The sequence below is a fragment of the Thiomonas arsenitoxydans genome, from assembly GCF_000253115.1.
GTDB lineage: Bacteria > Pseudomonadota > Gammaproteobacteria > Burkholderiales > Burkholderiaceae_C > Thiomonas > Thiomonas arsenitoxydans.
The window spans coordinates 896093-922513 of record NC_014145.1 but is presented as its reverse complement, the minus strand read 5'-3'; the positions used below and the strand labels follow the sequence as shown (position 1 = coordinate 922513).

The following is a 26421-nucleotide window of genomic DNA, read 5'->3' as shown; positions in this document are numbered from 1 at the left end:
GCCCGACCGCGCTCAAGGAAAGCCGTCGTCAAACGTGCCGAGCGCAGGGGCCCAGCAGCGATTGTTCCAGCACGGCGACTTTGCGCTCGAACTGCGCTGATGCAATCAGCGACCGTTCAACCAGCCCAGCGCGCACAGCGTTCGCATACTGGTCACGCATGGTGTCGAATGGCCATTGCAGGGCGTGCTTCCCAACTGAGACTGCCGAGGCCACCGCCGCTTCTATCGACGCTGGTTTCTCCGCAATGGGTGACGCCGCGGCGGCGGTGCATGTCACCACGGCGACCGCCAGGCGTGTGTTCCTGCGTGAGCCGCGTGCACCGGAAAATTCAGCGCAGCTCCATCGCTGTACTCGAGTTCATGCATCCGGCGCTCCAGGTCGCAGGCATCAACGGCCTTGGCGAGGTAAGCCTGTTCGGCCTGCTGCTGTGCATCAAGGGGTGAAAACAAATTTTCAAGGAAGTGTTTGAAGGTGCTCATGATGGGCCTCCCTTGTGGGGAGCCTTTCAGGGTAATAAGGGATAACCCTGATATTAGGCCGATTCCCTTCCCTGCAATAGCGTAAGGACAAAAATTGTTGCGTTGCAGCATCACAGGGGTGAGGCGCGTCGGGCACTGGATGGAGAGTCCGAGAAGGGCCGGTTTCAGCTCGAGCCGCGTCTAGTGTCTCCTTGGCGTCAGGCCTGGCAGTGCCGTCCAGCGACGAGTGCAAGCCCGGTCATCCCCGGTTGAGAAGTTGATGCCTATACGAAATAGGCCATTCAACCAAGGAGGACAAACATGGCGTTGGTTAAAACGTATTTTGACGAGGGCAAGTTTCTTGAGCCCGGTGCGATGGCTGCGTTTGAAGCAGCAGACACACCGCTCACTGGAGCAGCGCTGCTAGTGCCACTTCCTGGGCACCACCTCAGGCGTCTGCGGAATGCAACGCTGAAGGCAGCGTTGACGCTGTTTAGCGGTCATGACGACCGCACGTTTCGCACAGTGGTTTTGGTGCTGCAAAAACGGGAGCTGCAAATCGTCTGCGCTATCCCGATAGTGAGCACAGATGCACGGGCATGGCTGATTGACGGTGTGGAGCGGTATGGGTTGATGAGACTCATCCTGCAGCACCGCGACAGGCCGCTGTTTTCCGTGTCAACGTGCCGCCTTCCCGTCACCGACCTGCAGGGTGCCACCTGGCGTAGATTCAAGGAACAGTTGCTGTCGGGGTCCATGCATGCCGGCGCGGGTGAAGAGCTGGAAATGCTCGACGAATTGACCAAGAGCATCGAGGAAGTGGCGCCGAATCTCGTTCCTGGGGTCAAGAAATTTGAACGACGGGTGTTTGTCTGCTGGCCAGGCGAGGTGAGACAAGTTACAACGGCTCCAGAAAACCCTGAGGACTATGACTGCATTTTCTAAGAGGCCCTGCAACGCAGCCCCTGCATTGAATGACAGTTCGCGAGAGCCTAGACGCCAACCCCATCTGAGTTCGATAGCAATCCTGCCCCAGAGCTTTAAAGCTTTCCGGTTGGCCAATACGCGCCCTTCCCGTGCTGACGGCAAGGCGTTGGCTTAACGTCTCGAGCCTACTCACTAGGCACCTGATTCGCCCTCTGAGACTTCAGGTTTCAGGGGGCTTTTTTCTGCCGGGAATGCTTTCGGTGGCCCAGGCATCCAGAGCCCTCAGTGGCTGGGCGCTTTGCTCAAACAAGTCTTTTTTCAGCTATTGCCCTGACTCCAGAGGCGCTGTTTGCGGATAACTCTCTTTAGAGAGCGCTTGTGGATGACAAACGCTCTCATGGGAGTCTTTTTTGAAGAATCCGTGCTGGCATACTACAATTGTTCTTATTGGAATGCTTGTGCTTTACAGCCGCTCGTATAAGGATGCTTAAATGGTCGCCACCCCTAATCTTGCTGTAGCCCGGGCGCTCACGGCATTGGGCCGGAACATCGAGCTCGCGCGACGGCGACGCGGGCTATCCCAAGCCGATTTGGCGTCTCGCATGAGCGTCTCGGTGAGCACTGTGCGTCGGCTGGAGGACGGCCATCCTGGAACAGCGCTCACCTACTTGGCCAGCGCGTTGCAGGTTTTTGGTGATTTGGAAAAGCTGAGCCTTCTTTTGGACACGCAGGCTGACTCCGTGGGACTTGCGCTGATGGACGCAAAACTTCCATCTCGTGTCTACAGCAAGCGTCGCAAGACGCCTAAAGCCTTTTGAAGGCTTGTTCGCGATAGGGTGACCAGAGCAAGTGCCGGGGCACAAACCATGAAAACAGAACTGGATGTGTGTCTGGGAAAATCCGGCATACCCGTGGGAAAACTCGTGTTTGTACGAAACGGTCCTCGCGTATTCACGCAGTTCGCCTACTTCCAAGACTGGCTCGACCATACTGACACGTTTAACGTATCGCCGGACCTCACGGCCACGCCGGGCTACCAGACCCGCAAGCCGGCGACCAAGGAAGACTCGCTTTTCTTCCTTGCCCTCGCAGACACCGAGCCAGATGCGTGGGGTCGTCGTGTCATCGCCCGCGCGCATGCCAAGCGCCGAGAGGAAGACTCAAAGCTGGGCGCATTGAGCGAGCTCGACTACCTTTGCGCGGTCGATGATTTCAGCCGAATGGGTGCGCTGCGTTTGCGTAATGCTTATGGCGCCTACCTCGAGTCCGTACCTGCGGGCAGGCGAGCGACGCCTCCACTCCTCGAGCTCGAGAAGATGCTCGCCTCTTCTCGAGCAGTCGAACTCGGCAAGGAATCCGCCCAGGATTTGGCCTATCTGCGAGGCAAGGCCACCTCTCTTGGAGGGATGCGCCCGAAATGCAGCATCCTGGACGAAGAAGGCTACCTGGCACTGGGCAAGTTCCCGAGCATCAACGACGAACGCAATGTGACTCGTGCGGAGGTACTTGCGCTCAAGCTGGCAGCCTTGGCGGGTATAACCGCCGCGAAGGCCCATGTAGCGGTGGTGCAAGGCACTGCAGTGGCCGTCATCCGGCGATTTGACCGCACCCCCCAGGACGCACGGATTCCGTACATCTCAGGCGCCACGTTACTTCAGGCGAATCGACAAGAGGAACACGCTTACACCGAGGTTCTTGCGGTGATGAAGGGGGTCTGCGCAAATTACGTCGTCGATGCCCAAGAATTGTGGCGACGTCAGGTGTTCAACCACCTCATCACCAACGTCGACGACCACCTTCAAAACATTGGCTTCCTCTACATGGGCGGCAATCAATGGCAGCTCTCGCCTGCGTTCGACATCAATCCGATGCCAGACAAAGACCGCGAGTCCAAAACCTGGCTGAGTGAAGATACGGGCCCCGTCACCAGCATGTCCCAATTGCTAGGGCAAGCCTCGCAGTTCGCGTTGACCCGCGAGCATGCTCTCGCAATCGTGCGCGAAGTGGTGGAGGCCGTTTTGCAGTGGCGCGCGGTGGGGCAGTCCGCGGACATCGGCATGACGACGCAAGAACTCAATGAATTTGCGTCGGCGTTCGAGCATTCAAGCTTGGTAGAAGCCAAGAAATTATCGGGCTTGTAAGACCGACGAATTTAGCCTTTAGGGGGCGGCGTCATCAAGCTCGTTCAGAGCGTTAACGCTTTAAGCCAACGCCTAGGTTCTGACGGTAAGGGGCTTGTTTCGGCGCACGGCTCATCCGCTGCGTACCCATACTAAGGGAAGTGTCCACTTGGCCGCGCGGGTGACAAACGACTTGGAAGCCATGGGAGAGACTCTGGTCATGCCAGGTCACACCTATGTGTAAGACCGTGGATTGGCGGGCACTAGGGACTGGAAAGTCATTGACCATGTGGTCGCCAAAGACTTCACCATGGTCACTAACAAATCGGTCAAGCCCCGAGGCAACGGGCTAGCCAGCTCTCTGTGGACGATGCTTCCATGAAAAGACACATCCAGCGCTTGACTCGAGAGCAAGGGAGCTCGGATAGGATAATCGGGCTCGTCGTCATCAAAATGACCACCAACTGTCGTTCAAGGTCTGCGACTTCGACTTGAGGCTCTCTGTTTGATGCGTCTGGACGATTTTCCTGGCCCGCCACTGGGAAGACGTCAAGCCGAGTACCCCTGGAGCGGCGTGAGCAAACGTGAGCAAATTTTTAACCCAACAAAAGGATGTCAATGTGTTATTTTTCAATGACTTATGATTAGAATATTTGCTCACAACACCTCTTATTGAGGACTCATAATCCTTTGGTCGCTGGTTCGAGCCCAGCACGGCCTACCAAACTTCACTCACACGCAGCCGATTGCGCTCCACCCTCGCGATGCCAAGCTGGACGACTTACCTGCTGTTCATCAGCTTTGCGCTGGCCGCCTCGTTCACACCGGGGCCTGCGGTCATGCTGTCCATCCATAACGCCATGCACCACGGTTGGAGGCACGCCATTTTGTCTTCGCTAGGCAATATCACCGGGTTGCTGGTGCTGGCGACACTCAGCGCCTTGGGGCTCAACGCCATACTCCAGACCTCCGAACTGGCTTTCACCGTGGTGAAGTTCGCAGGCGCCGCCTATCTGATCTGGCTGGGCGTGCAGCAGTGGCGTCATGCGGCTCGGCGCCCCGATGGGGCGCAAGCGAAGACGGTTCAAACTGCTGACGTTGCGCACAAACCGCATAAGTTGTACGTCAAGGGTTTGATGGTGGCGTTGAGCAACCCGAAAGCGATCGTGTTCATCGCGGCCCTGTTTCCCCAGTTTCTCACCGCTTCGCGCCCGCTCGGTCCGCAATATCTGGCGCTCACGCTGACGTTCATGGCGATTTCGCTGTTGGCGCTGAGCACCTATGCGGGGCTGGCCGTACTGGCGCGCAAACGCTTGAGCATCTGGTTCGCTTCGGGCTGGCCGCAGCGGGTGTCGGGCTCGGTGTTCTGTGCGTTCGGTCTGAGTCTGCTGCGGCTATCCCGGCCTTGACGCCGCCAGTGCCGAGCTTTTACATACAGTCCGACCATCAAACCCCGCCTCAAGCCCAGCCAGGCGGCGCCCAGCTTTCCATCATGCGCAGCCGGGCGGCGCGCAGGCGCTCGGACATGAGTCCGGCGAAAATTTTCATCAGGGCATAACCGAGGGCGGAGTCGCTCTCGCATTCCTGCAGAATAGCCTTGCCATCGAAGCGCAGCAGCGTGACCGGCGTGAGCGCCTTGGCTTCAAACGCCCAGCGATAAGGGGGGATGAGCCAGGACCAGCCGATCACATCCCATTCGCCTAGCGCCTGTACTTCAACGCCCGGGCCGTTGATGGCCGGCACCTGAATCTGCACCTTGCCCTCGCGCACGATGTAGAAGGCGTCGGCCTCTTTGTCTTGCAGAAAGATCACACCCTCTGCCGCGATGTGCTCTTCGGTGGCATGGGAGAGCAGTCGTTCCAGTTGTTCGGGCTGCAGGGCCGACAAAATGGTGCGGGTCTGTAGATCGCGCAGGGTAGAGGCGAATGGCATCGCAGGACTCCTAAGGTTGCGTCAACTTGACCATTGCATGCCTTCCTCAAGAAGGCGTGTTGACTCACCTCAATGTATCGAAATAAGCGTTATCCCTGATACGTTGGTTGCACCTAAGACCAATAATTGCAACCCATCACGCGAAAGGAATAAAAATGGGCGCAACCACAACCGGTATCAAAATGGACGAAGCCCTGCGCCAACGGGTGCGGCTCGCCGCAGATCGGCTGGGGCGTACACCGCACTGGCTGATCAAGCAGGCCACGCTGAACATGGTGGAACACATCGAGCGTGGCGAGTTTTCTCTTGACACGTTGAGTTCGACCGAAAAACCGTCGCAACCCGGCACCCCGCACGACGAGCCGGAAGGTGCAACCTATCCCACCCCCTTTTCCACCCCCTTTCCCACTCCCTTTCTCGACTGGGCGCAGAACGTGCTGCCGCAGACCGATCTGCGCGCGGCCATCACCGCAGCCTGGCATCGGCCGGAGCCGGAATGTCTGCCCATGCTGATCGAGCTGGCGCAGATTCCAGACGCCACCCAGCGCGCGGCCGTCCGGCAAATGGCCGAGCGGCTGGTCGAAGGCGTGCGGGCGAGGCGCGAAATGGGCGGCGTGGAGGCCTTGGTGCAGGAGTTTTCGCTCTCCAGCCAGGAAGGCGTGGCGCTGATGTGTCTGGCCGAGGCGCTGCTGCGCATCCCCGACAACGCCACCCGCGATGCCTTGATACGCGACAAGATCAGTCGGGGCGACTGGCAGGCGCATCTCGGTCACTCGCCGTCGGTATTCGTCAACGCGGCCGTTTGGGGGCTGATGTTGACCGGCAGACTGACGGCAACCACCAGTGAAAAAGGGCTGGCCAGCGCGCTGTCGCGGCTCATCGGCAAGGGGGGCGAACCGCTGATCCGCCAAGGCGTGCAGCGCGCCATGCGGCTGATGGGCGAGCAGTTCGTCACCGGGCAGACCATTGCGGAAGCGCTGGCCAACAGCCGTCCGCAGGAGAAAAAGGGCTTTCGCTACTCCTACGACATGCTGGGCGAGGCGGCGATCACCGAGGCCGACGCGCAGCGTTACTTCACCGCTTATGAACAGGCCCTGCATGCCATCGGCAAGGCCTCGCACGGCCGCGGCATCTTCGAAGGGCCAGGGCTTTCGGTCAAACTCTCCGCGCTGCATCCCCGCTACACCCGGGCCCAGTACGCACGGGTGATGGATGAACTGCTGCCCCGCCTGACCGCCCTGGTCGAATTGGCGCGGCGCTACGACGTGGGCATCAATATCGACGCCGAAGAAGCCGACCGGCTGGAGCTCTCGCTCGACCTGCTCGAAACCCTGTGCTTCAACCCGGCTCTCAAGGGCTGGAACGGCATCGGCTTCGTGGTACAGGCTTACCAGAAGCGCTGTCCGTTCGTCATCGACTATCTCATCGACCTCGCCCGGCGCAGTGGGCACCGGCTGATGGTGCGGCTGGTGAAGGGCGCGTATTGGGATAGCGAGATCAAGCGTGCGCAGATCGACGGGCTCGACGGCTATCCGGTCTACACCCGCAAGGTGCATACCGATGTGTCTTACCTAGCCTGCGCCCACAAACTGCTGGCCGCGCCAGACGCGGCCTATCCGCAATTCGCCACGCACAACGCGCAGACAGTGGCGTCCATCATGCAGATGGCCGGGGAGAATTACTACGCGGGGCAATACGAGTTTCAGTGTCTGCACGGCATGGGCGAGCCGCTGTACGACCAGGTCGTCGGCCCGGTCAGCGCGGGCAAGCTGGCCCGCCCCTGCCGCATCTACGCCCCGGTGGGAACGCACGACACCCTGCTGGCCTATCTGGTGCGACGCCTGCTTGAAAACGGCGCCAATACCTCGTTCGTCAACCGCATCGGCGACGACGCCGTTCCCGTGTCCGAACTGGTGACCGACCCCGTGGACGAGGCCCGCGCGATTGCCGTCGAGACCAGCGTGCTCGGCGCGCCGCATCCGCGTATTCCCCTGCCGCGGCAACTGTTTTCCGGGCTGGGCGCGCAGGCGCGTTTGAATTCCGCCGGGCTGAATCTGGCGAACGAGCAACAGCTGGCCTCGCTCAGCGCCGCGCTGCTGCGCAGTGCGCAGCACATGGCCTACGCGTCGCCTACCGTCGCAGAACAACCCCCGCCCGCCGATAACGCGCAGGCCGCAGCCGTAGGTTGGGTGCCCGTGCTCAACCCCGCCGATCCGCGCGATCAGGTGGGCTGGGTGCGCCAAACGACCCGAACAGAAGTGGACGAAGCCACGCGCCGCGCCCAGAGCGCCGCGCCGATCTGGCAAGTCACCCCGCCCGGCGAGCGCGCCGCCTGCCTGCAGCGCGCAGCCGACGCGCTCGAACAGCAGATGCAGAACTTGCTCGGGCTGATCGTGCGCGAAGCGGGCAAAACCCTGCCCGACGCCATCGGCGAGGTGCGCGAAGCGGTGGACTTCCTGCGCTACTACGCCGCGCAGACGGCGGCGCAGTTTGACAACGCGACTCATCGTCCGCTGGGCGTGGTGCTGTGCATCAGTCCCTGGAATTTTCCGCTGTCCATCTTCTGCGGTCAGGTGGCTGCCGCGCTGGCGGCAGGCAATGCGGTGCTGGCCAAGCCCGCCGAACAGACCGCCCTCATCGCCGCAGCCTTAGTGCACGCGCTGCACGCGGCCGGCGTGCCGACCGATGCGGTGCAACTCGTTCCCGGAGACGGCGGCACGGTGGGCGCGGCGCTGGTGGCGCATCCGGCGGTGGCCGGGGTGATGTTCACCGGCTCCACCGAAGTGGCGCAACTGATTTCGCGCACCGTGTCGAAGCGCCTCAGCCCGCAGGGCCGCAGCATTGTGCTGATCGCCGAGACCGGCGGGCAGAACGCGCTCATTGCCGACTCGTCCGCACTGGCCGAGCAGTTGGTCGCCGACGTGCTGACCTCGGCCTTCGATTCGGCCGGTCAGCGCTGCTCGGCCCTGCGTCTGCTGTGCATTCAGGAAGATGTGGCCGACCGGGTGATCGGCATGATCCGAGACGCGATGGACGACTGGAGCCTGGGCAACCCCGACCGCATGCACACCGACCTCGGCCCCGTCATCGATGCCGAGGCCCGCGACAACCTGGAAGCCCATATCGCCCGCATGCAGGCCGCTGGCCTTTGCGTCACCCGGCTGGGGCGCGATGAAAGCGGCGGGCTGGGCACCTTTGTTCGTCCCACGCTGATCGAGCTCGACACCATCGACCGCCTGCAACGCGAGGTGTTCGGCCCGGTGCTGCATGTGCTGCGCTACCGGCGCGAGCAACTCGGCGCGGTGCTCGACGCCATCAACGCCACCGGCTACGGCCTGACCTTCGGCGTACACAGTCGCATCGACGAAACCGTTGCCGAGTTGAGCGAGCGCATTCACGCCGGCAATGTGTACGTCAACCGCAACCTCATCGGCGCCGTGGTCGGCGTGCAACCCTTCGGCGGCATGGGCCGCTCGGGCACCGGCCCCAAGGCCGGCGGCCCGCTCTATCTGCACCGGCTGGTGCAGCCTCTGCCGCAGGCCAACAGCGCGCTGCCCGCCAACCTCGCGGCAGCAGCCGCCGAGTGCAGCAAGATCACCCCAGAACCTGCAAGCCTCGCCGCGCTGCGCGATCTGCTGGCCGCCGTGCAGAATCACACCATGAATCTGGATGACGAGGACACGACGCGCGCGCAGGCTGCGTGCGAACACTATCTCGCCCACAGCCCGATCAGCTCGGTTTACACCCTGCCTGGGCCGACGGGAGAATCCAACCGCTACCGGCTTCTGCCCCGCAGTGGCGGAGTTTGGTGCATACCGCAAACGGTGCTGGGTCTGGTGCATCACATCGCCGCCACGCTCGCCACGGGCAACCTCGCCCTCATCGAAGCGCCTAGCCCCGACAGCCCGCTCGCCACCTTTTTGGACGCGCTGCCACCCGCGGTGAAGGCATATGTGCGCTCCTGCCCTCCAACCCAGCGCGACGCCCTGCCCGAACTGAGCGTGGTCTTGTTTGAGGGCGACGCCGACGCCCTGGCCCGCTTGCAAGACCAGCTGGCGCAGCGCGACGGCCTGATTCTGCGCATCGAAAGCCTGCGCCCAGCCCAGCTTGCAGACGGTGCGATGATGGATCTCACCGCCCTGGTGCATGAACAAAGCCTGAGCGTCAACACCGCTGCGGCGGGCGGCAACGCACAACTCATGACCCTGGGCTGACTCGTCTCACATGCCGCCAAAAGCCACCATGCCAACCGACCCGCAATGCACCGCCGCGCTCGGCCAGCCCGTCCCCGGATTTATCGCCCCTCATCCACCCGCGAGAACCGCGTTGATCGGCGCGACCTGCACGTTGGAACCCGCCGACCCGCAGCGCCACGCCGCCGACCTCTACGCCGCGCAAACCCTGGATGCCCGCGGCGACGGCTGGAACTATCTGCCCTACGGTCCGTTCGCCTCGGCACTCGACTACCAGGCCTGGTTGCAGGCCACTTGCCTGGGCCCGGATCCGCTGTTCTTTGCCATCGTCGATTCAGGCACTGGCCGCGCCACCGGGCTAGCCAGCTATTTGCGCATCACCCCGGCGGCTGGCAGCATCGAGATCGGCCACCTCTACTTCTCGCCCTTGCTGCAACGTCGGCGCACGGCGACCGAAGCCCTGTACCTGCTGATGGACCAGGCATTTGCACTGGGCTATCGCCGACTGGAATGGAAATGCGATGCGCTCAACGCCGCCTCGCGTGAGGCGGCACGGCGGCTCGGATTCAGCTTCGAGGGGGTATTCCGCCAGGCCGCCGTGGTCAAAGGCCGCAACCGCGACACCGCCTGGTTCAGCATCATCGACGGGGAATGGCCCGCACTGCGCGCGGCTTTCACGCGCTGGCTGGCCGCGGAAAACTTCGATGAAAAAGGGCGACAGCGCGAGCGCCTCTCGGCACTCACCGCCGCCGCCCTGAGGGGCACAGCCGACGATCAGGCGGAATAAACCGGGAACGCGTCGGTCAGCTTCTTCACCTCGGCGCGCACCCGCTCCAGCGTGGCCGCGTCGTGCGGGTTGTCGAGCACATCGGCAATGAGGTTGGCGGTCTTCTCGGCCTCGGCCTCCTTGAAGCCGCGAGTGGTCATGGCTGGCGAGCCCACGCGGATGCCCGAAGTCACAAAGGGCTTTTCGGGATCGTTCGGGATGGCGTTTTTGTTGACCGTGAGATGCGCCTCGCCCAGCACCTTCTCGGCTTCCTTGCCGGTAATGCTCTTGGAACGCAGATCCACCAGCATGACGTGCGATTCGGTGCGTCCACTGACGATGCGCAGGCCGCGCCGCGTCAGCGTTTCGGCCAGCACGCGGGCATTGGTCAGCACCTGCTGCTGATAGACCTTGAAGTCAGGTGCGAGCGCCTCCTTGAACGCCACCGCCTTGCCCGCGATCACATGCATCAGCGGGCCGCCCTGAATGCCGGGGAAGATCGCGCTGTTGATGGCCTTGGCATGCTGCTCTTTCATCAGAATCACGCCGCCGCGCGGTCCGCGCAGGCTCTTGTGCGTGGTGGTGGTCACCACGTCGGCGTGGGGCACGGGGTTGGGATAGACGCCAGCGGCAATCAGCCCGGCGTGATGCGCCATGTCCACCATGAAGTAGGCGCCCACGGCCTTGGCCACCTTGGCGAAACGCTCGAAATCGATACGCAGGCTGTAGGCGCTAGCCCCGGCGATGATCAGCTTGGGTTTGTGCTCGTGCGCCAGACGCTCCATGGCGTCGTAATCGATCTCTTCCTGCGCGTTCAGGCCGTAGCTCACTACCTTGAACCACTTGCCGCTCATGTTCAGCGGCATGCCGTGGGTCAGGTGCCCGCCTTCGGCCAGGCTCATGCCCATGATGGTGTCGCCAGGTTGCAGCAAGGCGAAGAACACGCCCTGATTGGCCTGCGAGCCCGAGTTGGGCTGCACATTGGCCGCCTCGGCCCCGAAGAGCTGCTTGACGCGGTCGATCGCCAGTTGCTCGGCAATGTCGACGAACTCGCAGCCGCCGTAATAACGCTTGCCGGGATAACCCTCGGCGTACTTGTTGGTGAGTTGCGAGCCCTGCGCCTGCATGACGGCGGGCGAGGTGTAGTTTTCCGAGGCGATCAGCTCGATGTGGTCTTGCTGGCGCTGGTTCTCGGACTGGATGGCGGCCCAGAGCTCGGGGTCGGTCTGGGCGATGGTGATGCGGCGGTCGAACATGGCGAATTTCCGTCTGAACGGCCCGCGCCAGCTTCCTTCAAGATGTGGAGGTGCGCAAGCCTGGGCTGATGAAGATCATTGACAGCGATGGCGCTGGCCCAGGCGAACGGCTTAAAGTCCAGCACTCCCCGGTGGTTCGTCCCACCTCGAAACCGCGGATGTTGCCGGTTTCTATCGCCAGTCGTGCAGATGAAGATGTTAACGCGTCGCGTGGCGTCAGGTGAGTGAGGCGTGTTTTTGTTCAGGCTCTGCGGCCACCGTCGATTTGGCCGTGGCAGGCGCCGCATGCGGCGCGACGATGTGGCCCGCCGTGCTGGCCGTCATCGGCGTTGCGACCGGCTTGGGCGCTACGCCGGCCACTCGTTCGAGCTGCGCCTGTTCGGCCAGCACTTTGTCGGCATAACCGCCCTCGCTCGCGTCATTCGTGGCGCCGACGTAGTAGCGCAAGCCCGCGCGCACCGAACCGCCGCGCTGGATGGCATCCTTGAGCACCAGCGCGCCCACGCGCATATTGGCCAGCGGATCGATACTGGCTTGCGGCCCGCCAAAGGGAGCGAACTTGTCGCGGTGCACATTGGCCATCACTTGCATGAGGCCGGTGGCGCCCACGCCGCTGGCTGCATAAGGATTGAACGAAGACTCGACCGCCATCACCGCCAGAATGAGCAGAGGATCGAGTTTTTGCTGGCGACCGACCGTCCAGGCGGCGCTGACGAGCTGCGCCATGGCATTGGGCGCAATGCTGTAGCGCCGCGCCAGCCAGTTGGAGACCGTGCGCTGTTGCGGCGTGAGCACCGGCAAGCCATTGCCTGGCGCGGGCTCCGCCTGCACCATGGGCAGCAGGGCATCGGCCGGCTTTTGCGCCAGCGCCTGAAGTTCGTCAGCCGCTGTCTTGCGCGCCATGACCCACTGCGTGAGGCCGCGGTCCAGGGTCGTCATCGCTTGAGGCTGGAAGTACAGATACGCACCTCCGGCCACCACAAACAAGCCCACCATCATCAAAGTCTGGTGGGTCAATTCCCAAAATCCACCTGCCAGCCGACGTGCGCGCGGCAGGGAAGATTGCATGGCGTTCAACATGGAACACTCCTGTGTCTGAATGGAATTGCCGCGGTGTCGCAAGACAGCCAGCGCCAGTTCCCAAGGGCACAGATCCGACAGCACAGGCTCACCAAGGGAGCCCGGCAGCCTAAGATGCGGCCTTCGAGAAAGGCCTGCATCGATTGCAGCGTTCGATCTTTGTGTCGTTCGCGGCAAGGCGTGCTTCGGGGCGAGTGTGTTGCCCGCCTGAGTTCAGGCACCTAGGGCAAACACGGATCGAATTTTAGGAACGTCGTTATTCCCAGTCAACGCACAAGGTCTTGTCTTTCACTTTTATTGGTTATATGAAATATCGGGATCTGCGCGACTTTCTCTCCCAACTGGAGACTCTTTCCCTGCTGCGGCGCACGGCCGAGCCCGTTTCGCCGCATCTCGACATGACGGTGGTTTGCGACGCCCTGCTTCGCAGGGGTGGGCCAGCGGTGTTGTTTGAAAGGCCGACGGGCTACGCCATGCCGGTTCTAGGCAATCTGTTTGGCACGCCGCAGCGCGTGGCGCTGGGGATGGGGGCGCAAGACGTGAGCGAGCTGCGCCGCATCGGCGAAGTGCTCGCCCGCCTGAAGGAGCCTGAAGCGCCGAAAGGCTTGAAAGATGCGGGCGAGTTGATGCATCTGGTCAAAGCGGTGTGGGACATGCGCCCGAGTACCGTTTCGCGCCCCGCCTGCCAGCAGGTCGTGCTGGAGGGCGGCGACGTCGACCTGAACCGCCTGCCGATGCAGACCTGCTGGCCGGGCGACGTGGCGCCGCTGCTCACTTGGGGACTGGTCATCACGCGAGGCCCGCAAAACGTGCCGCAACCCCGCAAGCGGCAAAATCTGGGCATCTACCGCCAGCAGCGCATCGGCCGCCGCCAGCTCATCATGCGCTGGCTCGCCCACCGGGGCGGCGCCCTCGATTTCAGGGAATTCGCCCTGGCCAATCCTGGGCGACCCTTCCCTGTGGCCGTTGCGCTGGGCGCCGATCCGGCCACCACGCTGGGCGCGGTCACGCCCGTACCCGACACCTTGAGCGAATACCAGTTCGCAGGCCTGCTGCGCGGGGCGCGCACCGAAGTGGCTCGCTGCGTGGGGCTCGATCTACAGGTTCCCGCCTCGGCGGAAATCGTGCTCGAAGGCCATCTGCCGCCCGCTCCAGCCGGGTGGAAGGGTGAGAGCGAAACCGGCGTGCCGCTGATGGAAAAAAACGGCTATCTCCACGCGCTCGAAGGCCCGTTCGGCGATCACACCGGCTATTACAACGAACAAGACTGGTTTCCGGTGTTCGAGGTCGAGCGCATCACCCATCGCGAGCAGCCGATCTACCACTCCACCTACACCGGCAAGCCGCCGGACGAGCCCGCCGTGCTGGGCGTGGCGCTCAACGAGGTGTTCGTGCCCATCCTGCAGAAACAATACCCCGAGATCGTGGACTTCTATCTGCCGCCCGAGGGCTGCAGCTACCGGCTCGCCGTGGTGTCCATCCGCAAGGCCTACGCCGGTCACGCCAAGCGGGTGATGTTCGGCATCTGGGGCTTTCTGCGGCAGTTTCTCTACACCAAATTCATCATCGTCACCGACGACGATGTGAACATCCGCGACTGGAACGACGTGATCTGGGCCATCACCACCCGCATGGACCCGGTGCGAGACACGCTGCTGGTGGACAACACGCCGATCGACTATCTGGACTTCGCCTCGCCGCAGTCGGGCCTGGGCGGAAAAATGGGGCTGGACGCCACCCACAAGTGGCCGGGCGAGACTCAGCGCGAATGGGGCCGAGCCATCGTGCCGGATGCCCAGGCGCAGGCTCGCATGCAAGGCTTGATCGACGCCCTGCTGGCGTGCCCGATTGCGACATAAAACGCAATGAATTCAAGGTATTGCGCAGAGGCTGTTCGGAAGGCTCAACCATACCCCTTGCCCGCAGTCATGTTTCATCTTGACGCAGACAACGCAGGAGGCGTACCTTTGGTTCGTCGTTGCAGTGCAGCTGCTACGGCAAACAGATCGGGTGGAACCCGGACTGTTGTTAGACCCCCATCATGCATCCCTGCATGAGCTTGACAGGCGGCAGCAAACCCGACTGTCGGAACCCCGGGCCGCATACCTCCAGGTTTGCGGCCCGTCTCAATTTCAGGGGTCTGCGGGCTTCTCAGTGCATGCCGCCGTGCATTGCCTTGCCCGGCATGGGCACATCGCCCGCAATCTTGTCGCGCGGCTCGACCTTGAGTTGCAGCTCCATCTGCCCGCCGTGGGCGAATTTCACCGTCACCGGCACCCTCTCGCCCTCTTTCAGAGGGGCTTTCAAGTCCATGAACATCAGGTGATAGCCGCTACCCGGCTGCATGCGCAGGGTCTTGCCTGCGGGCACCGGAATGTCGCCGACCTCGCGCATACGCATGATGTTGTTTTCCATGCTCATGGTGTGCAGCTCGACATGGCCGCAGACGGGTGAGGCGGCGGCCACGATCTTGTCGTCTTGCTGACCGTGGTTGACGAGAGTCAGAAATCCGCCGCCATTGCGCGCACCGGGAATCGACGGCAGCGCCTGCGCCCGTGTCACTTCGATATCCCCTGTGCGTTGCGCCAGTGCGGCCGGGGCGGCGGCCCACATCAGCAGGGCAGAAGTCATCACCAGTGTCTGGCGACGGCTCAAATTGAGACGCTTCATCAAGTCACTCCCCATATTTACAACCGCACAACGTCTCCGCGGATAGTCAGCGAAAATCGCCATAGAAAAGGCGTGCATTTTGTCAGCCTTCGACAATCCCCAGACCGCGGCAAATTGCCGCACTCACGACTCTCGCCCCATGTCCGACTTCAATTTGCCCGCATTGCCCCAGCGCATCACCCTCGCTGGCGGTTGTTTTTGGTGCCTCGACGCCGCCTACCGCCCGCTGCGCGGTGTGCTGCGCGTGGAGTGCGGCTACAGCAATGGCACGACGCTGCGCCCCAGTTACCGTGAGGTCTGCACGGGGCAGACCGGCCATGCCGAAGTGGTCCGGCTGGATTTCGACCCCGATGTGCTGAGTCTGGACACGGTGCTCGAGGTATTTTTCGCCATGCACGACCCCACCACTTTGAACCGGCAGGGCAACGATGTCGGCACGCAATACCGCTCGGGCATCTACACCCATGACGCAGCCCAGCTCGCCGCCGTGCGCGCCTATGTGCAAGGCCTGCGCGATCAAGCGCTTTTCACCGATCCCATCGTGACCGAGATCGCACCGGAAGCGAACTACAGCCCCGCCGAGTCCGAACATCAAGACTATTTCACGCACCATCCCTATCAGGGCTACTGCGCCGCGGTGATTGCGCCGAAGGTCGATAAGCTGCGCCGCCAATACGCCGCCTTGCTGCGTAAGGATGCATGAGCGCGGTACAGGCCGCGGGCAGCCCGCGCGTAGGCATCGCCGAATGGTTTCGTGTTTCGCTGGGCGCAGTGCTGGGCGTGGCCGCCGTGGGCGCGATCAGCCAGTGGGTCGAAGGCGCAAGCGGCTGGACACAGCTTGCGTGGTTGGTCGCACCCATCGGCGCCAGCGCCGTCATAGTGTTTGCGCTGCCCAGCAGCCCGCTGGGACGGCCCTGGTCGGTGATTGGCGGCAACACCCTCGGCACGCTAGCGGGAATTACCTGCGCCCTCTGGATCGGCCCGCCTTGGCTGGCAGCCGGCATGGCCGTCGGCGGAGCGATTGCGCTGATGCTTCAGGCGCGATGCCTGCACCCGCCAGGCGGCGCGGCGGCCTTGCTGGCGGTGTTGACCCACACCACGGACTGGCGTTTTGCCTTCATGCCAGTTGCCTTGAACTCCGCGCTGCTCGTGCTCTGTGCCCTGTTGTGGCATGCGGCCACGCGCAGACCGCACCCCGCCCCGCAGCCCGCGGCTGACGCCGTGTTGCCCAATGCGGACGAACTCTCCAGCGCCATCGACGCCGCGGTGGCCCGCTACGGCGAAGTGCTCGACATCGACCGCGCCACCCTGCGTGGCCTGCTCGAAGACGCCCAGACGCAGGCCTACCAACAGCGGCTGGACAGCGTGCGCTGCAGCGACATCATGCAGCGTGACGTGCAGACCGCCCGCCCCGATGACAGCGTGGCCGACGCCCTGCATCGCCTGGAAGAGCATGGCATCAAGGCGCTTCCCGTGATCGACGCACAGCGGCAGGTCATCGGCATCGTCACCGCGGCCGATCTGCGCACCGACCCGGATGCAGCGCCCAGCGCCATGCGTGAGTCGGCCACGCCCGTTGCCGCGCGCATGACGCGGCGGGTGCAGGTGGTATCTGCAGCACGGCATCTGTCGGAGCTGATTCCGCTCTTCGCGGGCAGCGGCCACCATCACATTCCGGTGGTCGATGACGCCGCACGCTTGGTTGGCATGATCACGCAAAGCGACGTCATGCGCGCCCTGCACCGGCCCGCGCAGCAAGGACACCCGGACACCACAGGGTAAAACCGCCCCAGTCCGCCCCCGTTGACGTCAGACCACAAGGGGATGAGGCCCGCGGCTCCAAGCTGCCCTGCGGCAGCTTGGACGGAGCCGAATCCGAGCGGCTTGCAAGCCGCGAGGTGGACAAGAAAACTTGGGGCAGACCTGGGGTTTCTCATAAGACATGGACGCGACACAGGCCCTTCACATCGCAGTGTTACGTTATAAGATAACGTAACACTCGAATCGTTCTCAGACGTTTCTTCTGCCCTGTCCTCCATGCCGAAAACCCTCAACCCCTTGCCGCAATTGCGGCCTCTGGCGCTGGCGTTATTGCTCGCGCAGACCGTGCTCGCGCAGGCGCAGGCCGCTGGCGAGACCCCCTCCTTGCCTGCGATCGATGTCATCGCTGCCCCTGTCATCGGCGCACCAGGCGCCCCGACGGTCGATCTGACCGGGCCGCAGCTCCTGCTGCGCCAAGGCGAGTCGAGCACCCTCGGCGCCGCGCTTTCCGGTCTGCCGGGACTGACCTCGACCTGGTACGCGCCGAACGCCGACCGACCTGTCGTGCGCGGGCTCGATGGCAACCGGGTGGACATCCTGTCCAACGGTTCGCCGCTGCTCGACGCCTCCGCCGCGAGCTATGACCACAACGCCCCGCTCAGCCCGCTGGCGGCACGCGCCATCGAGCTGTTGCGCGGTCCGCAAGCCCTGCCCTACAGCGGCGGCGCGGTCGGCGGGGTGGTGGACGTGATCGACGACGCCATTCCCACCGCGCCCTTGCGCGGCGTCGAAGGTCTCGCTCAGCTCCGCGGCGACAGCGCGTTTCCTGGCGGATCGGCGGCGTTTTCGCTCGACGGCGGCAACGGCGCGCTCGGCCTGCACGCCGACGGCTACAAGCGTCGAGCCAGCGACTATGTCGCCCCAAACGGTGCGCAGGCAGAGTCGATCGTCGATGGCCGGGTGCGCAACTCCGCCGCCGACGGCTACGGCGGCGGTCTGGGCGGCGGGGTGACCGGCCGCTGGGGATTTGTCGGCCTTTCGGTGCGCAGCGATGCCAACCGCTATGGCACCATCGTCGATCCCAACGTGGAAATCGACATGCGCTCCGAACGCACCAGCTTGCGCGGGGAACTGCGGCATGTACTCGGCGCCGAGGCGCTCGCCCTGGCTTACACCCATACCCATTACCGCCATACCGAACTCGACTCCGGCCAGCCCGCGACCCGGTTCGTCAACCAGGGCGACACGCTGCGGCTGTCGCTGCGCCGCCGCTTGGCCGGCATCGACTTGCAACTGGGTTTGCAGGCGCTGCGATTGGCCTTTTCCGCGCTGGGGGACGAGGCCTTCCTGCCGCAGACCCACACCCGCAATACCGCGGTTTTCGGCCTGGCCAGCGGCGCCAGCGGGCGCTGGGCCTGGTCGGCCGGGACGCGGCTGGAAAGCGCGCGGGTGAATTCAGACGGTGAAGGCGCCACGGGAATCGCCCGCTTTGGCGCCGCCAGCGCGCAGCGCTTCACGCCGATGAGCGTGGCGGTGCAGGCGCAATACGCGCTCACGCCGCAGGTGGCGCTCACCAGCACGCTTGCGCACAACGAGCGCGCGCCCAGCTACGACGAGCTCTACGCCAACGGCCCGCACGACGCCACCGGCGCCTACGAGCGGGGCAACCCCGCGCTGCGCAAGGAGCGCAGCAACAGCGTGGAGCTGGGCGTGAAGGTGGAAAACGCCAGAGCGCGCTATTCAGCCACCGCCTTTCTCACCCGCTACAGCAATTACATCGGGCTGGTTCGCGGGGGCCAAACCGTTGATGGCGATGGAAATCCGGTGCCGCCAGACACGCCAGATTCGCTGCCGGAATTTCTCTACGTCGGCGTGCAGGCGCGCTTTTCCGGCATCGAGGCCAGCCTGTTGCAGCCCCTGCTCGACCAGGGCGGGCAGCGACTGGATTTCGCCGCACGGCTCGACTGGGTGCGCGCCGACGACCTGACCAACGGCCAGCCGCTGCCGCGCATCGCCCCGCTGCACTTCACCCCGGCGCTGAACTACACCCGCGGCAACTGGAGCGCGCGCGTCGAAGTGCAAATGGCCGCACGGCAAAACCGCATGCCCAGCAGCGATCTGCTCGGCCCGACTCCTGGGTCTGTGCGCGTCAACGCCAGCCTGACGCAGCGCTTCACGGCAAGTGGCCGCACCGGGCTGTGGTTCGTGAAACTGAGCAACCTCCTCGACCAGACGGCTTACAGCGCCAGCGCGATCGACACCCTGCGCCAACTCGCGCCGCTGCCCGGACGCGGCATCGCCGCCGGGGTGCAGATTAGCCTGTGAGCGGCGCGTTCAGCGCGCCTGCTTGAGCATGATCTGAATCTGCGCATCCGAGGGCACGCCGATCATCATGTCGGCGCGACCATCGGCCTTGCGCCAGATCACCACCGGCACGCCAAACAGCTTTTCGCTGTTGTAAAGCGCGAGATTGGCCGCCAGCTCGGCGCGTACCTTGGGAGTGATGGACTCCGCCGGCTCGATGCCGCCACCGGGTTGGCCGTTGGCGGCGAAGTCGTAGTCGTTCTCGTTTTTGTGAAAGGCCGTCAGCGGATCGGGCGACTGCAGAATGGCCGCCGCCTTGGGCAGGCTGCTGGGGGTGAGCATGCCCAGCGGAATCCAGCGGAACTGCACCCCGTCCTTGCCCACGAAGGCACGCAGCTTCTTGAACAGCTCATGGCAAAACGGGCAGTTCGGATCGAAAAAAATGTAGAGCGCGCGCTGCCCCGTCCCCTCGGCGATGAACGTGGCCTTGCTGATATTCGCCAGAATGCCCTCGGCCTGCCGGGCGCTTTGCGCCCGGGCGGCGGGCCAAGCGGCCATCAACGGGGCGGCCGCCAAAGCCCGCAACAAATGACGGCGATGAATGAATTGAGGCGAAGGCATGTGGGTCTCCCTGTTGTATGGATGGATCAACAGCGTCAATAATGCCGCAGAATTTCACCCTCAGCACACAGTCCACCATGATGCTCACCCTACCCGCCGCGCATAGCGCCTGGACCCAGCCCAATTTCGGCGCGGTATTGCTGGCCGAGTTGCAACAGACCGGGGCGCTGATCGGCCCGTTGCAGCAAGGCATATGCCGCGGCAGCCACGCCCTGACCGACGACGTCAGCCTGATGGTGCTGCAGCGCAGTGAAGGCGACGATGATCTGCGGGTGAAGGCGGGGCTGAGCTACTTCAGCATCATTCCGGGCTGCGCCTGCGAAGCCGACCCAACGCCGATGAGCGAGCTGCCCGAGTATGTGGAACTGCGCGTCGCCATCCGCCGCACTGATAGCGCGGCCACGCTGGAACTGCTCGACGACTGACGCAACTGTTCAAGATTCAAGGCGCCAGGCGTTGGCGCTTCCAACGGCCATCGGCCTGCAGCGCATACGCCAGTCGGTCGTGCAGACGGGAGGGTCGCCCCTGCCAGAACTCCCAGGCATCGGGAATCAGACGATAGCCGCCCCAGTGCGGCGGACGCGGCGGGCTGATGCCGTAGCGCAGACCGAATTCCGCGGCGCGTTTGAGCAGGACGGCGCGCCCGTCGATGGGCTCGCTCTGCGGCGAGGCCCAGGCGCCGATGCGCGAGGTCAGCGGTCGGCTGGCGAAATAAGCGTCCGACTCTTCGGCACTGACCTGCTCCACCCGCCCCTCGATGCGCACCACGCGCTCGAGCTCCACCCAGTGGAACTGCAGCGCGGCAAAGGCGTGCGCCGCCAGCTCACGGCCCTTGCGGCTGTGATAGTTGGTGTACCAGACAATGCCGCGCGCATCGACGTGTTTGATCAGCACGACGCGGGTGGAGGGGCGGCCGTTTTCGCCCACGGTGGCCAGGGTCATGGCATTGGGCTCGGGCACCTGTGCGTCCATGGCCTGCTGCAGCCAATGCTCGAACTGTTTGAGCGGATCGGCCTTGGCGTGAGCCTCGTCCAGTTCGGCCCGGCTGTAGTCTTTGCGCAAATCGGAAAGTGATTTCATGCAGGGAGTATAGAAATGGAGCCCGGCAGGCTCCTTGCGGAGGATGTGACTGAAGTCACAATCATGTATCAAAATTTTTCAATATTGCGTTCGATCAATATCAATCAGCGACCGCGCGCCCACAATTCCGTACCATTTTTCTCAACTATTACCCACACCATGTCCACTACTTCCGCACCGCAATCCGCCGAACCGGCGCACGCCAGCAGTTGGCTGGCCCACTTCCCCATCACCCTGTTCGCCACCGTCATGGGAACGACCGGCCTGGCCATCGCCTGGCACAAATCGGCGCAGGTGCTCGCCATGCCGCACGGCGTGGGCATCGGCCTGAGCTAAGTCGCGCTGGCGCTGTTTGTCTTGCTGCTGCTGGGCTATGGCGCCAAGGCCCTGCGCTACCCCGGCGAACTCAGGGCCGAGTTCAACCACCCGGTGCGCATCAGCTTCTTCCCGGCCATCTCCATCAGCGCGCTGCTGCTGTCCATCGCCTTTTTGCATGTGCAGCCCGTCTGGTCGCAGGCCATGTGGTGGGGCGGCATTACGCTGCATCTGGTGTTCACCGTGGTCATCATGTCGTCGTGGATTCACCATACGCACTACCAAATCCAGCACTCCACACCGGCCTGGTTCATTCCGGTGGTAGGCAACATACTGGTGCCCATTGCCGGCATGACGCACGGCTCGCCCGAAATCTCTTGGTTCTTTTTCAGCGTCGGGCTGGTGTTCTGGATCGTGCTGCTCACAGTGATGATGAACCGCTTCTTCTTCCACCCGCCGGTGCCCGCCAAGCTGCTGCCCACGCTGTTCATCCTCATCGCACCTCCGGCGGTCGGCTTCCTGTCGTATCTGGCGCTGGACGGCGGCGTGATCGACAACTTCGCCCGCGTGCTGTTCTATGTGGCGCTGTTCACCACCCTGCTGCTGTTCTATCAAATTCCGCAGTTCCGCAAAGTGCCGTTCTTCATGTCGTGGTGGGCCTATTCCTTCCCGCTGGCCGCCATCACCATCGCTTCGCTGACCATGGGCAGCAAGATTGGCAGCAGCTTTCTAATAGGCTTGGGCGGGGCGCTGCTGGCGCTGACCTCCGCGCTCATCGCCCTGCTCGTGGTGCTCACCCTCAAGGCTATCGGGGACGGCAAGGTGTTCATCCCGGAATGAGGGCGGACTTGCTGGGGCGCGACTCAGGGTAACTGTGCTTTACAGGCGGCGTGACGCTGCTTAATGTGAAGCCGTGACTTTGAAGCCGCCGCCCCAAGGAGGCCGCCGTGTCTGAACAGAACGCCGTCGTTCCTCATGCGCCTTGTGCACGGCCGTCCTCGGCGTCAAGGCGGCGTCTGTTGCGGCTGGCCTTAGCGTGGCCTGCCGCGACCCTGCCACTGTTTTGGCAGTCCCCTGCGGCAGAGGCGGCGAATTCCGGCACCGAATGGTCGGCCGACCCCGAGGCGGCCCGGGCGGCCAAGCTGCTCAAGGAGATCGGCTCGGCGTATTGGATTCAGGAGGGTGCCGGGCCGCGCATCGTTTACATCTTTTTCGATCCGAATTGCCCGTTTTCGCACAAGCTCTACCTGGCCACACGGGCGGAAGTCGGCAAAGGCGGATTGCAGTTGCGTTGGATTCCGGTGGGGCAACTCGAAGCCAGCAGCCCGGGCAAGGCTGCAGCCATTCTCGCCGCGCCCGATCCGCTCAAAGCCTTCCACAAAAATGAGGACGACTGGAACTTCGGCGACAGCCCGGCAGGCGGCATCCGCCCCCTGGCCCACCCCAGCGCCCGGGTGCTGCACCAGCTTCAGACCAACGCCGCGCTCATGCGTCAGGCGAATTTGCACACCTTTCCGGTGATGCTCTATCGCACCGCCAACGGCCGTGCCCACCTGATCGTCGGCCTGCTGCCGGAAGATGCCATCGCAACCGTGCTGCGCAGCGCCAGTTGACGCGCGGTCCTGAGCTACTTCACGCTCGCGAGGATGTCCTTGAGCTGCTGCGCATCAGGCGGGCCGACGACGAGCAGGGCGTCGCCCTGTTTGTCGCGGTAGAGCAGGGTCGGAACGCCCGGCGATTTGGTGGCTTCGAGCAAGGCGTTGTTGGCGTTGAGGATGGCGCTTGTGGCGGGCAGTACCTTGCTGGCCGGGGCGATGCCGCCGCCCTGCCCTGTCGGCCCTTTGCCGTAGGTGTTCTCGTTTTCGTGAAACGCTTTGAGACGGTCTGGCGCCTGAAGAATGGCGGCGCCTTTGGTCACGCTGGTGGGGGTGAGCACGGCCACGGGCACCCAGCGAATCTCCAGTCCGTCCTTGCCCACTTTCGGGCGCAGGTTGGTGTAGAGCTCGTGGCAGTAGGGGCAGTTGGCGTCGAAAAAGATGTAGATCACGCGCGGCCCACGACCTTCGGTGATGATCGTGGCCTTGCCCATCTCGCCGAGCACTTTGACGGCGGCGGGGTTCTGGGTCTGCTGGGCGCTGGCAAAAGGCGCCAGACCCATGACGCTGGCCGCGACGACGGCGGCAAAGGCAGTGCGCAACGCAGCGCGGCGGTTGAGAGTCATGCGCGGTCTCCTCGTCTTGTGGGATGTTTGTCGGCGCAGTATGCCGCAAACACAGCGCGCACGCAGAAGACCCGGAGGTCGATCGTTGGCGCTTACTTGGCCGACGCCATCTCCGCTTTGAGCCGGGCCAGATCGGCGTCCACCCCGGTGGAGGTGCGCAGCTTGTCGAGCGCTTTCTCGGTGCTGTCGCGCTGGTCCAGCGGATCGCTGAGGATGCCGGCTTCGGTCATGCCTTCCAGGGCTTCGGCCTTGGCCTGCATCTGGAACGTCTTGTCCTGCGCGCGGCGCATGGCGTCACCGGCATCGGCCAGGCCCGTGCCCAGGCCGGTGAGCGACTCGGACACGCCGACCTCGGCGCTGGCGGCCGCCATCTGGGTTTTCATCACCTCTTTCTGCGTGCGGAACTGTTCGATGCGGTCCTGCAGCTTGCTCTCGTAGGCGGTGAGCTTCTCGGCCTGCGCGGCCACGTTGTCGTGCGCCTGTTGCAGCGAATCGATCTTTTGCTGCGCGGCCTGCTTTTCGCCCAAGGCGGCGCGCGCCAGGTCTTCGCGCTGCGCCTGCAGCGCCATGCGGGCGTCGGCTTCGGCCTTGTCGGCATCGTGCTTGGCAGCGGTCATCTGGTTTTCCAGCGAGATGCGTTCGGTGATCACATCGGCCAGGTGCCGCTTGGTGTCCTGCAGCGTGGTGATCATTTTTTCGTAAGACAGATCCAGCGTCTGCGCCGGGTCGTCGGCGTGGTTGAGAAAGGTGTTGACGCGGGCTTCGAGAATTTCGGCGGCGTGTTTGAACAGGGTCATGAGAGTTCTCCTTCAGGTCAAAGATGGTTCAGTCGTTCACTGGAATGACGAGTTGCGGGTTGAGCGCATCCACCAGCGCGTCGGCCTGCTCCATCGCCTTGACCGCGGTGCCCACGGCGAAGAACTCGATGACATGCGGCTGCCAGTTGTGCGAGCCTTCGTGCAACTGCACGCCGGTGATGCCGTCGGCCTGCGCGGCGGCGGCTTCGTGCTGCATGCGCTCCATCGCCAGTTCTCGGGCGTCGTACATGGCCTGGGTGAACTGCGCCAGCTCCACGTTGTTGCCCAGATTGCCGAGCGAGCGCAGCGCACCCTGGTGGGCGACGTGATAGACGCACGAGCCCATGACCATTTCCATCGGCCGGTAGCCCGACTTGAGCAGCATCCAGAAGTCCTGCCCCGACAGGTCGGAGGTGAAGGGCTTGCCGCCCACGCCTTTGAAGCCGGGGTCGCCGGTGCGGTGCGCAATGGCGGTGCCGATGGCCATGAACTCCAGAATGTCCTTGTCCCATTCCATGCGCTTGACCTCCAGCCGCAGGCCGACCACGCCGTCGGCGCGCAGCAGAATGGCCTCCTGCTCCATGCGGCTCATGGCGAGTTCGCGCGCCTGATACATGGCTTGCGACAACACGTCCATTTCCATGCTGGTGGACCACTGGCCGTACTGAATGCCGAGGTGGTAGACGCAGGAGCCGACCACCAGGCCCAGCGGCTCGAACCCGGCCTGGCGCACCATGACGAATTCATTCACCGACAGGTCGGAGGTGAAGATGCCCTCATGGCTACCCTGAGCGCGCAGGCCCTTGAGCCGCTCCACCGCGTGGGGCGCGAGTTGCTCGGCAGCGGAAGCTGCGGGAGTTTCGGTCTGAGGCAATGCGGTTCTATCGTTCATGATGGTTTCCTAGGGTTGGGAGCGAGGGGCTTCAAGCTGACGGTCCGCCAGGCTGAATGTGGGGCAGACGCGGGAGCGCAGCGGACGGTTGGGCTCGTAGGCCACGGCGGTGCCGATGGCGATATAGCGGCACTGAAAGCGCGGCGGCTCGCCGCCATCGCCCTCTTCGCGCGTGAGTTCGGTGTATTCGGTATGCGCCAGCACCGAGGCGTTCAGCCTTTGGCCGTCGCTGCGCAGATGTTCAATGGCGCTCAGACGCACATGCTGCTGAAAGGCCGAGAGCTCACTCAGTTCAGCATTGCTCCACAGCGCACCGGCCTGATACGCGGTCTGCGCAGAAGCGCCGAAGGGCGCGCCGCTCATCATCCCGAACCCCGCGCCGTAGGCCGAGACACGCGGCAGGTACCAGTCGAAGTGCGCGCCGATGGCAATACCCACGGGCACCGCCCCATCATCGAGCAGACGCACGAAGTGCAGCGCCGACACCGTGGCCACCGCTGGGTCGGTGGAGGGCGGCAGACCGCGAATGCGCACCGCGGTGCCGGTGAGCGCGAAATCCAAATCGTTCGGCCCCTGCCCGGCATGCGCCTGCAAGGTCACGTCGACCACTGCGTTGGCGCCCAGCAGCGCGGCCTCCAGCCGCAGGCGGTCGAAGGCGTGATGCCAGCCGTCGTAGTGCCCGTCCGACCAGGAGTAGTCGAAGTGGTACCAGCAATTGCCGTTGACCATGCCGAGCGGCTCGATGCCGTGAATGCGCTGCGCCAGCATTTCCGCCGGGGTGGCGGTACTCACCCAAGGCAGCTCGCGCCGTGCCGTGGCGGCCAGGCGCGCCTTGACGAAATCGGGCAGGTCATTGCCGGGCAGCGCCTCGGCCCAAGCCTGCTGCCGCGCCAGTTCATCGGCACTGAGTGCACGCGGTGCGGCCAGGGTGTGGGCGGACGCGGTGAGCCCGTCCACCGCATGGCGCGCGTCCTGCGCGACGCTCTCGGCGCGCTGCTTCAAAGTGTTCCAGAGTGACATGCCGTGC

25 protein-coding genes and 1 riboswitch are annotated in these 26421 nt (G+C 63.7%); of the genes, 14 read left to right on the top strand and 11 right to left on the bottom strand.

The features are described from left to right. Positions 1-273: 273 nt before the first annotated feature. On the bottom strand, positions 274-480 hold the full coding sequence (locus THI_RS04165; protein ID WP_013104979.1) for a DUF3563 family protein: 207 nt from the start codon (positions 478-480) through the stop codon (positions 274-276). 300 nt (positions 481-780) lie between these two features. On the opposite strand from THI_RS04165, the gene THI_RS04160 reads away from it, so the two are divergent. The 4 genes from THI_RS04160 (at position 781) to THI_RS04145 (ending at position 4915) form a co-directional block, all read left to right on the top strand. After that, positions 781-1404 carry a hypothetical protein gene (locus THI_RS04160; RefSeq protein WP_013104978.1) on the top strand — a complete coding sequence of 208 codons (624 nt, stop codon included), beginning with the start codon at positions 781-783 and terminating at the stop codon, positions 1402-1404. Between the two features lie 473 nt (positions 1405-1877). After that, complete coding sequence (locus THI_RS04155; RefSeq protein WP_013104976.1) at positions 1878-2204, top strand: helix-turn-helix domain-containing protein; 327 nt, start codon at positions 1878-1880, stop codon at positions 2202-2204. Positions 2205-2252: 48 nt separating this feature from the next. Further along, entirely contained in the window at positions 2253-3527 is a 1275-nt protein-coding gene (locus THI_RS04150) for a type II toxin-antitoxin system HipA family toxin (RefSeq protein ID WP_013104975.1), read from the top strand. 725 nt (positions 3528-4252) lie between these two features. Continuing rightward, the gene (locus THI_RS04145) at positions 4253-4915 is read left to right on the top strand and encodes a LysE family translocator (protein WP_231836369.1); all 663 of its coding nucleotides are present in this window, start codon (positions 4253-4255) and stop codon (positions 4913-4915) included. Positions 4916-4964: 49 nt separating this feature from the next. Here the strand turns inward: THI_RS04145 and THI_RS04140 are convergent, their stop codons facing one another. Continuing rightward, positions 4965-5438: a cyclic nucleotide-binding domain-containing protein gene (locus tag THI_RS04140; protein WP_013104972.1), complete on the bottom strand. Its 474-nt coding sequence runs from the start codon at positions 5436-5438 to the stop codon at positions 4965-4967. Between the two features lie 155 nt (positions 5439-5593). Between THI_RS04140 and putA the strand changes: the two genes are divergently transcribed. Beyond that, a complete protein-coding gene (gene putA / locus THI_RS04135; RefSeq protein ID WP_013104971.1) occupies positions 5594-9652 on the top strand; it encodes a trifunctional transcriptional regulator/proline dehydrogenase/L-glutamate gamma-semialdehyde dehydrogenase in 4059 nt (1352 codons plus the stop codon). A 28-nt stretch (positions 9653-9680) separates the two neighbouring features. Next, positions 9681-10418: a GNAT family N-acetyltransferase gene (locus tag THI_RS04130; protein ID WP_041609144.1), complete on the top strand. Its 738-nt coding sequence runs from the start codon at positions 9681-9683 to the stop codon at positions 10416-10418. Here the strand turns inward: THI_RS04130 and glyA are convergent. Together glyA and THI_RS04120 are read right to left on the bottom strand one after the other, a co-directional pair. Continuing rightward, on the bottom strand, positions 10406-11653 hold the full coding sequence (gene glyA / locus THI_RS04125) for a serine hydroxymethyltransferase (RefSeq protein ID WP_013104969.1): 1248 nt from the start codon (positions 11651-11653) through the stop codon (positions 10406-10408). The genes THI_RS04130 and glyA overlap by 13 nt on opposite strands. An 89-nt stretch (positions 11654-11742) precedes the next feature. Beyond that, positions 11743-11848, bottom strand: a riboswitch (ZMP/ZTP riboswitch). A gap of 21 nt (positions 11849-11869) precedes the next feature. After that, a complete protein-coding gene (locus THI_RS04120) occupies positions 11870-12733 on the bottom strand; it encodes a lytic transglycosylase domain-containing protein (RefSeq protein WP_013104967.1) in 864 nt (287 codons plus the stop codon). Positions 12734-13038: 305 nt separating this feature from the next. On the opposite strand from THI_RS04120, the gene ubiD reads away from it, so the two are divergent. Next, positions 13039-14592: a 4-hydroxy-3-polyprenylbenzoate decarboxylase gene (gene ubiD / locus THI_RS04115; RefSeq protein WP_013104966.1), complete on the top strand. Its 1554-nt coding sequence runs from the start codon at positions 13039-13041 to the stop codon at positions 14590-14592. A gap of 292 nt (positions 14593-14884) precedes the next feature. Here ubiD and THI_RS04110 read toward each other — a convergent pair whose 3' ends face one another. Next, a complete protein-coding gene (locus THI_RS04110; RefSeq protein ID WP_013104965.1) occupies positions 14885-15403 on the bottom strand; it encodes a copper chaperone PCu(A)C in 519 nt (172 codons plus the stop codon). A 139-nt stretch (positions 15404-15542) separates the two neighbouring features. Between THI_RS04110 and msrA the strand changes: the two genes are divergently transcribed. The 3 genes from msrA (at position 15543) to THI_RS04095 (ending at position 19489) form a co-directional block, all read left to right on the top strand. Continuing rightward, positions 15543-16106 carry a peptide-methionine (S)-S-oxide reductase MsrA gene (gene msrA, locus THI_RS04105; protein ID WP_013104964.1) on the top strand — a complete coding sequence of 188 codons (564 nt, stop codon included), beginning with the start codon at positions 15543-15545 and terminating at the stop codon, positions 16104-16106. Continuing rightward, positions 16103-17185 (top strand): HPP family protein, encoded by a 1083-nt coding sequence (locus tag THI_RS04100; RefSeq protein ID WP_013104963.1) that lies wholly within the window; start codon positions 16103-16105, stop codon positions 17183-17185. Before msrA ends, THI_RS04100 begins: the two co-directional genes overlap by 4 nt. A 255-nt stretch (positions 17186-17440) precedes the next feature. Further along, the gene (locus THI_RS04095) at positions 17441-19489 is read left to right on the top strand and encodes a TonB-dependent receptor (RefSeq protein WP_013104962.1); all 2049 of its coding nucleotides are present in this window, start codon (positions 17441-17443) and stop codon (positions 19487-19489) included. A gap of 9 nt (positions 19490-19498) precedes the next feature. Here THI_RS04095 and THI_RS04090 read toward each other — a convergent pair whose 3' ends face one another. Continuing rightward, complete coding sequence (locus THI_RS04090) at positions 19499-20089, bottom strand: thioredoxin fold domain-containing protein (protein WP_013104961.1); 591 nt, start codon at positions 20087-20089, stop codon at positions 19499-19501. Between the two features lie 80 nt (positions 20090-20169). Between THI_RS04090 and THI_RS04085 the strand changes: the two genes are divergently transcribed. Further along, on the top strand, positions 20170-20514 hold the full coding sequence (locus THI_RS04085) for a hypothetical protein (protein ID WP_041609143.1): 345 nt from the start codon (positions 20170-20172) through the stop codon (positions 20512-20514). Between the two features lie 16 nt (positions 20515-20530). Here THI_RS04085 and pdxH read toward each other — a convergent pair whose 3' ends face one another. Next, positions 20531-21169, bottom strand: a complete 639-nt coding sequence (gene pdxH, locus THI_RS04080; RefSeq protein ID WP_013104959.1) for a pyridoxamine 5'-phosphate oxidase — start codon at positions 21167-21169, stop codon at positions 20531-20533. Between the two features lie 159 nt (positions 21170-21328). On the opposite strand from pdxH, the gene THI_RS19170 reads away from it, so the two are divergent. The 3 genes from THI_RS19170 to THI_RS04070 all read left to right on the top strand — a co-directional run bounded on the left by THI_RS19170 (position 21329) and on the right by THI_RS04070 (position 23097). Continuing rightward, the gene (locus tag THI_RS19170) at positions 21329-21505 is read left to right on the top strand and encodes a hypothetical protein (protein WP_197535436.1); all 177 of its coding nucleotides are present in this window, start codon (positions 21329-21331) and stop codon (positions 21503-21505) included. Positions 21506-21511: 6 nt separating this feature from the next. Further along, the gene (locus THI_RS04075) at positions 21512-22324 is read left to right on the top strand and encodes an SLAC1 anion channel family protein (protein WP_331437131.1); all 813 of its coding nucleotides are present in this window, start codon (positions 21512-21514) and stop codon (positions 22322-22324) included. Between the two features lie 107 nt (positions 22325-22431). Further along, positions 22432-23097: a thioredoxin fold domain-containing protein gene (locus THI_RS04070; RefSeq protein WP_013104958.1), complete on the top strand. Its 666-nt coding sequence runs from the start codon at positions 22432-22434 to the stop codon at positions 23095-23097. A 14-nt stretch (positions 23098-23111) separates the two neighbouring features. Here the strand turns inward: THI_RS04070 and THI_RS04065 are convergent, their stop codons facing one another. The 4 genes from THI_RS04065 to THI_RS04050 all read right to left on the bottom strand — a co-directional run bounded on the left by THI_RS04065 (position 23112) and on the right by THI_RS04050 (position 26414). Then, entirely contained in the window at positions 23112-23705 is a 594-nt protein-coding gene (locus tag THI_RS04065; protein WP_013104957.1) for a thioredoxin fold domain-containing protein, read from the bottom strand. Positions 23706-23797: 92 nt separating this feature from the next. Beyond that, positions 23798-24502: a PspA/IM30 family protein gene (locus tag THI_RS04060; protein ID WP_013104956.1), complete on the bottom strand. Its 705-nt coding sequence runs from the start codon at positions 24500-24502 to the stop codon at positions 23798-23800. Between the two features lie 28 nt (positions 24503-24530). Further along, entirely contained in the window at positions 24531-25394 is an 864-nt protein-coding gene (locus tag THI_RS04055; RefSeq protein WP_013104955.1) for a heavy metal-binding domain-containing protein, read from the bottom strand. A 9-nt stretch (positions 25395-25403) separates the two neighbouring features. Then, positions 25404-26414 carry a YbjQ family protein gene (locus THI_RS04050; RefSeq protein ID WP_013104954.1) on the bottom strand — a complete coding sequence of 337 codons (1011 nt, stop codon included), beginning with the start codon at positions 26412-26414 and terminating at the stop codon, positions 25404-25406. Positions 26415-26421: the final 7 nt, after the last annotated feature.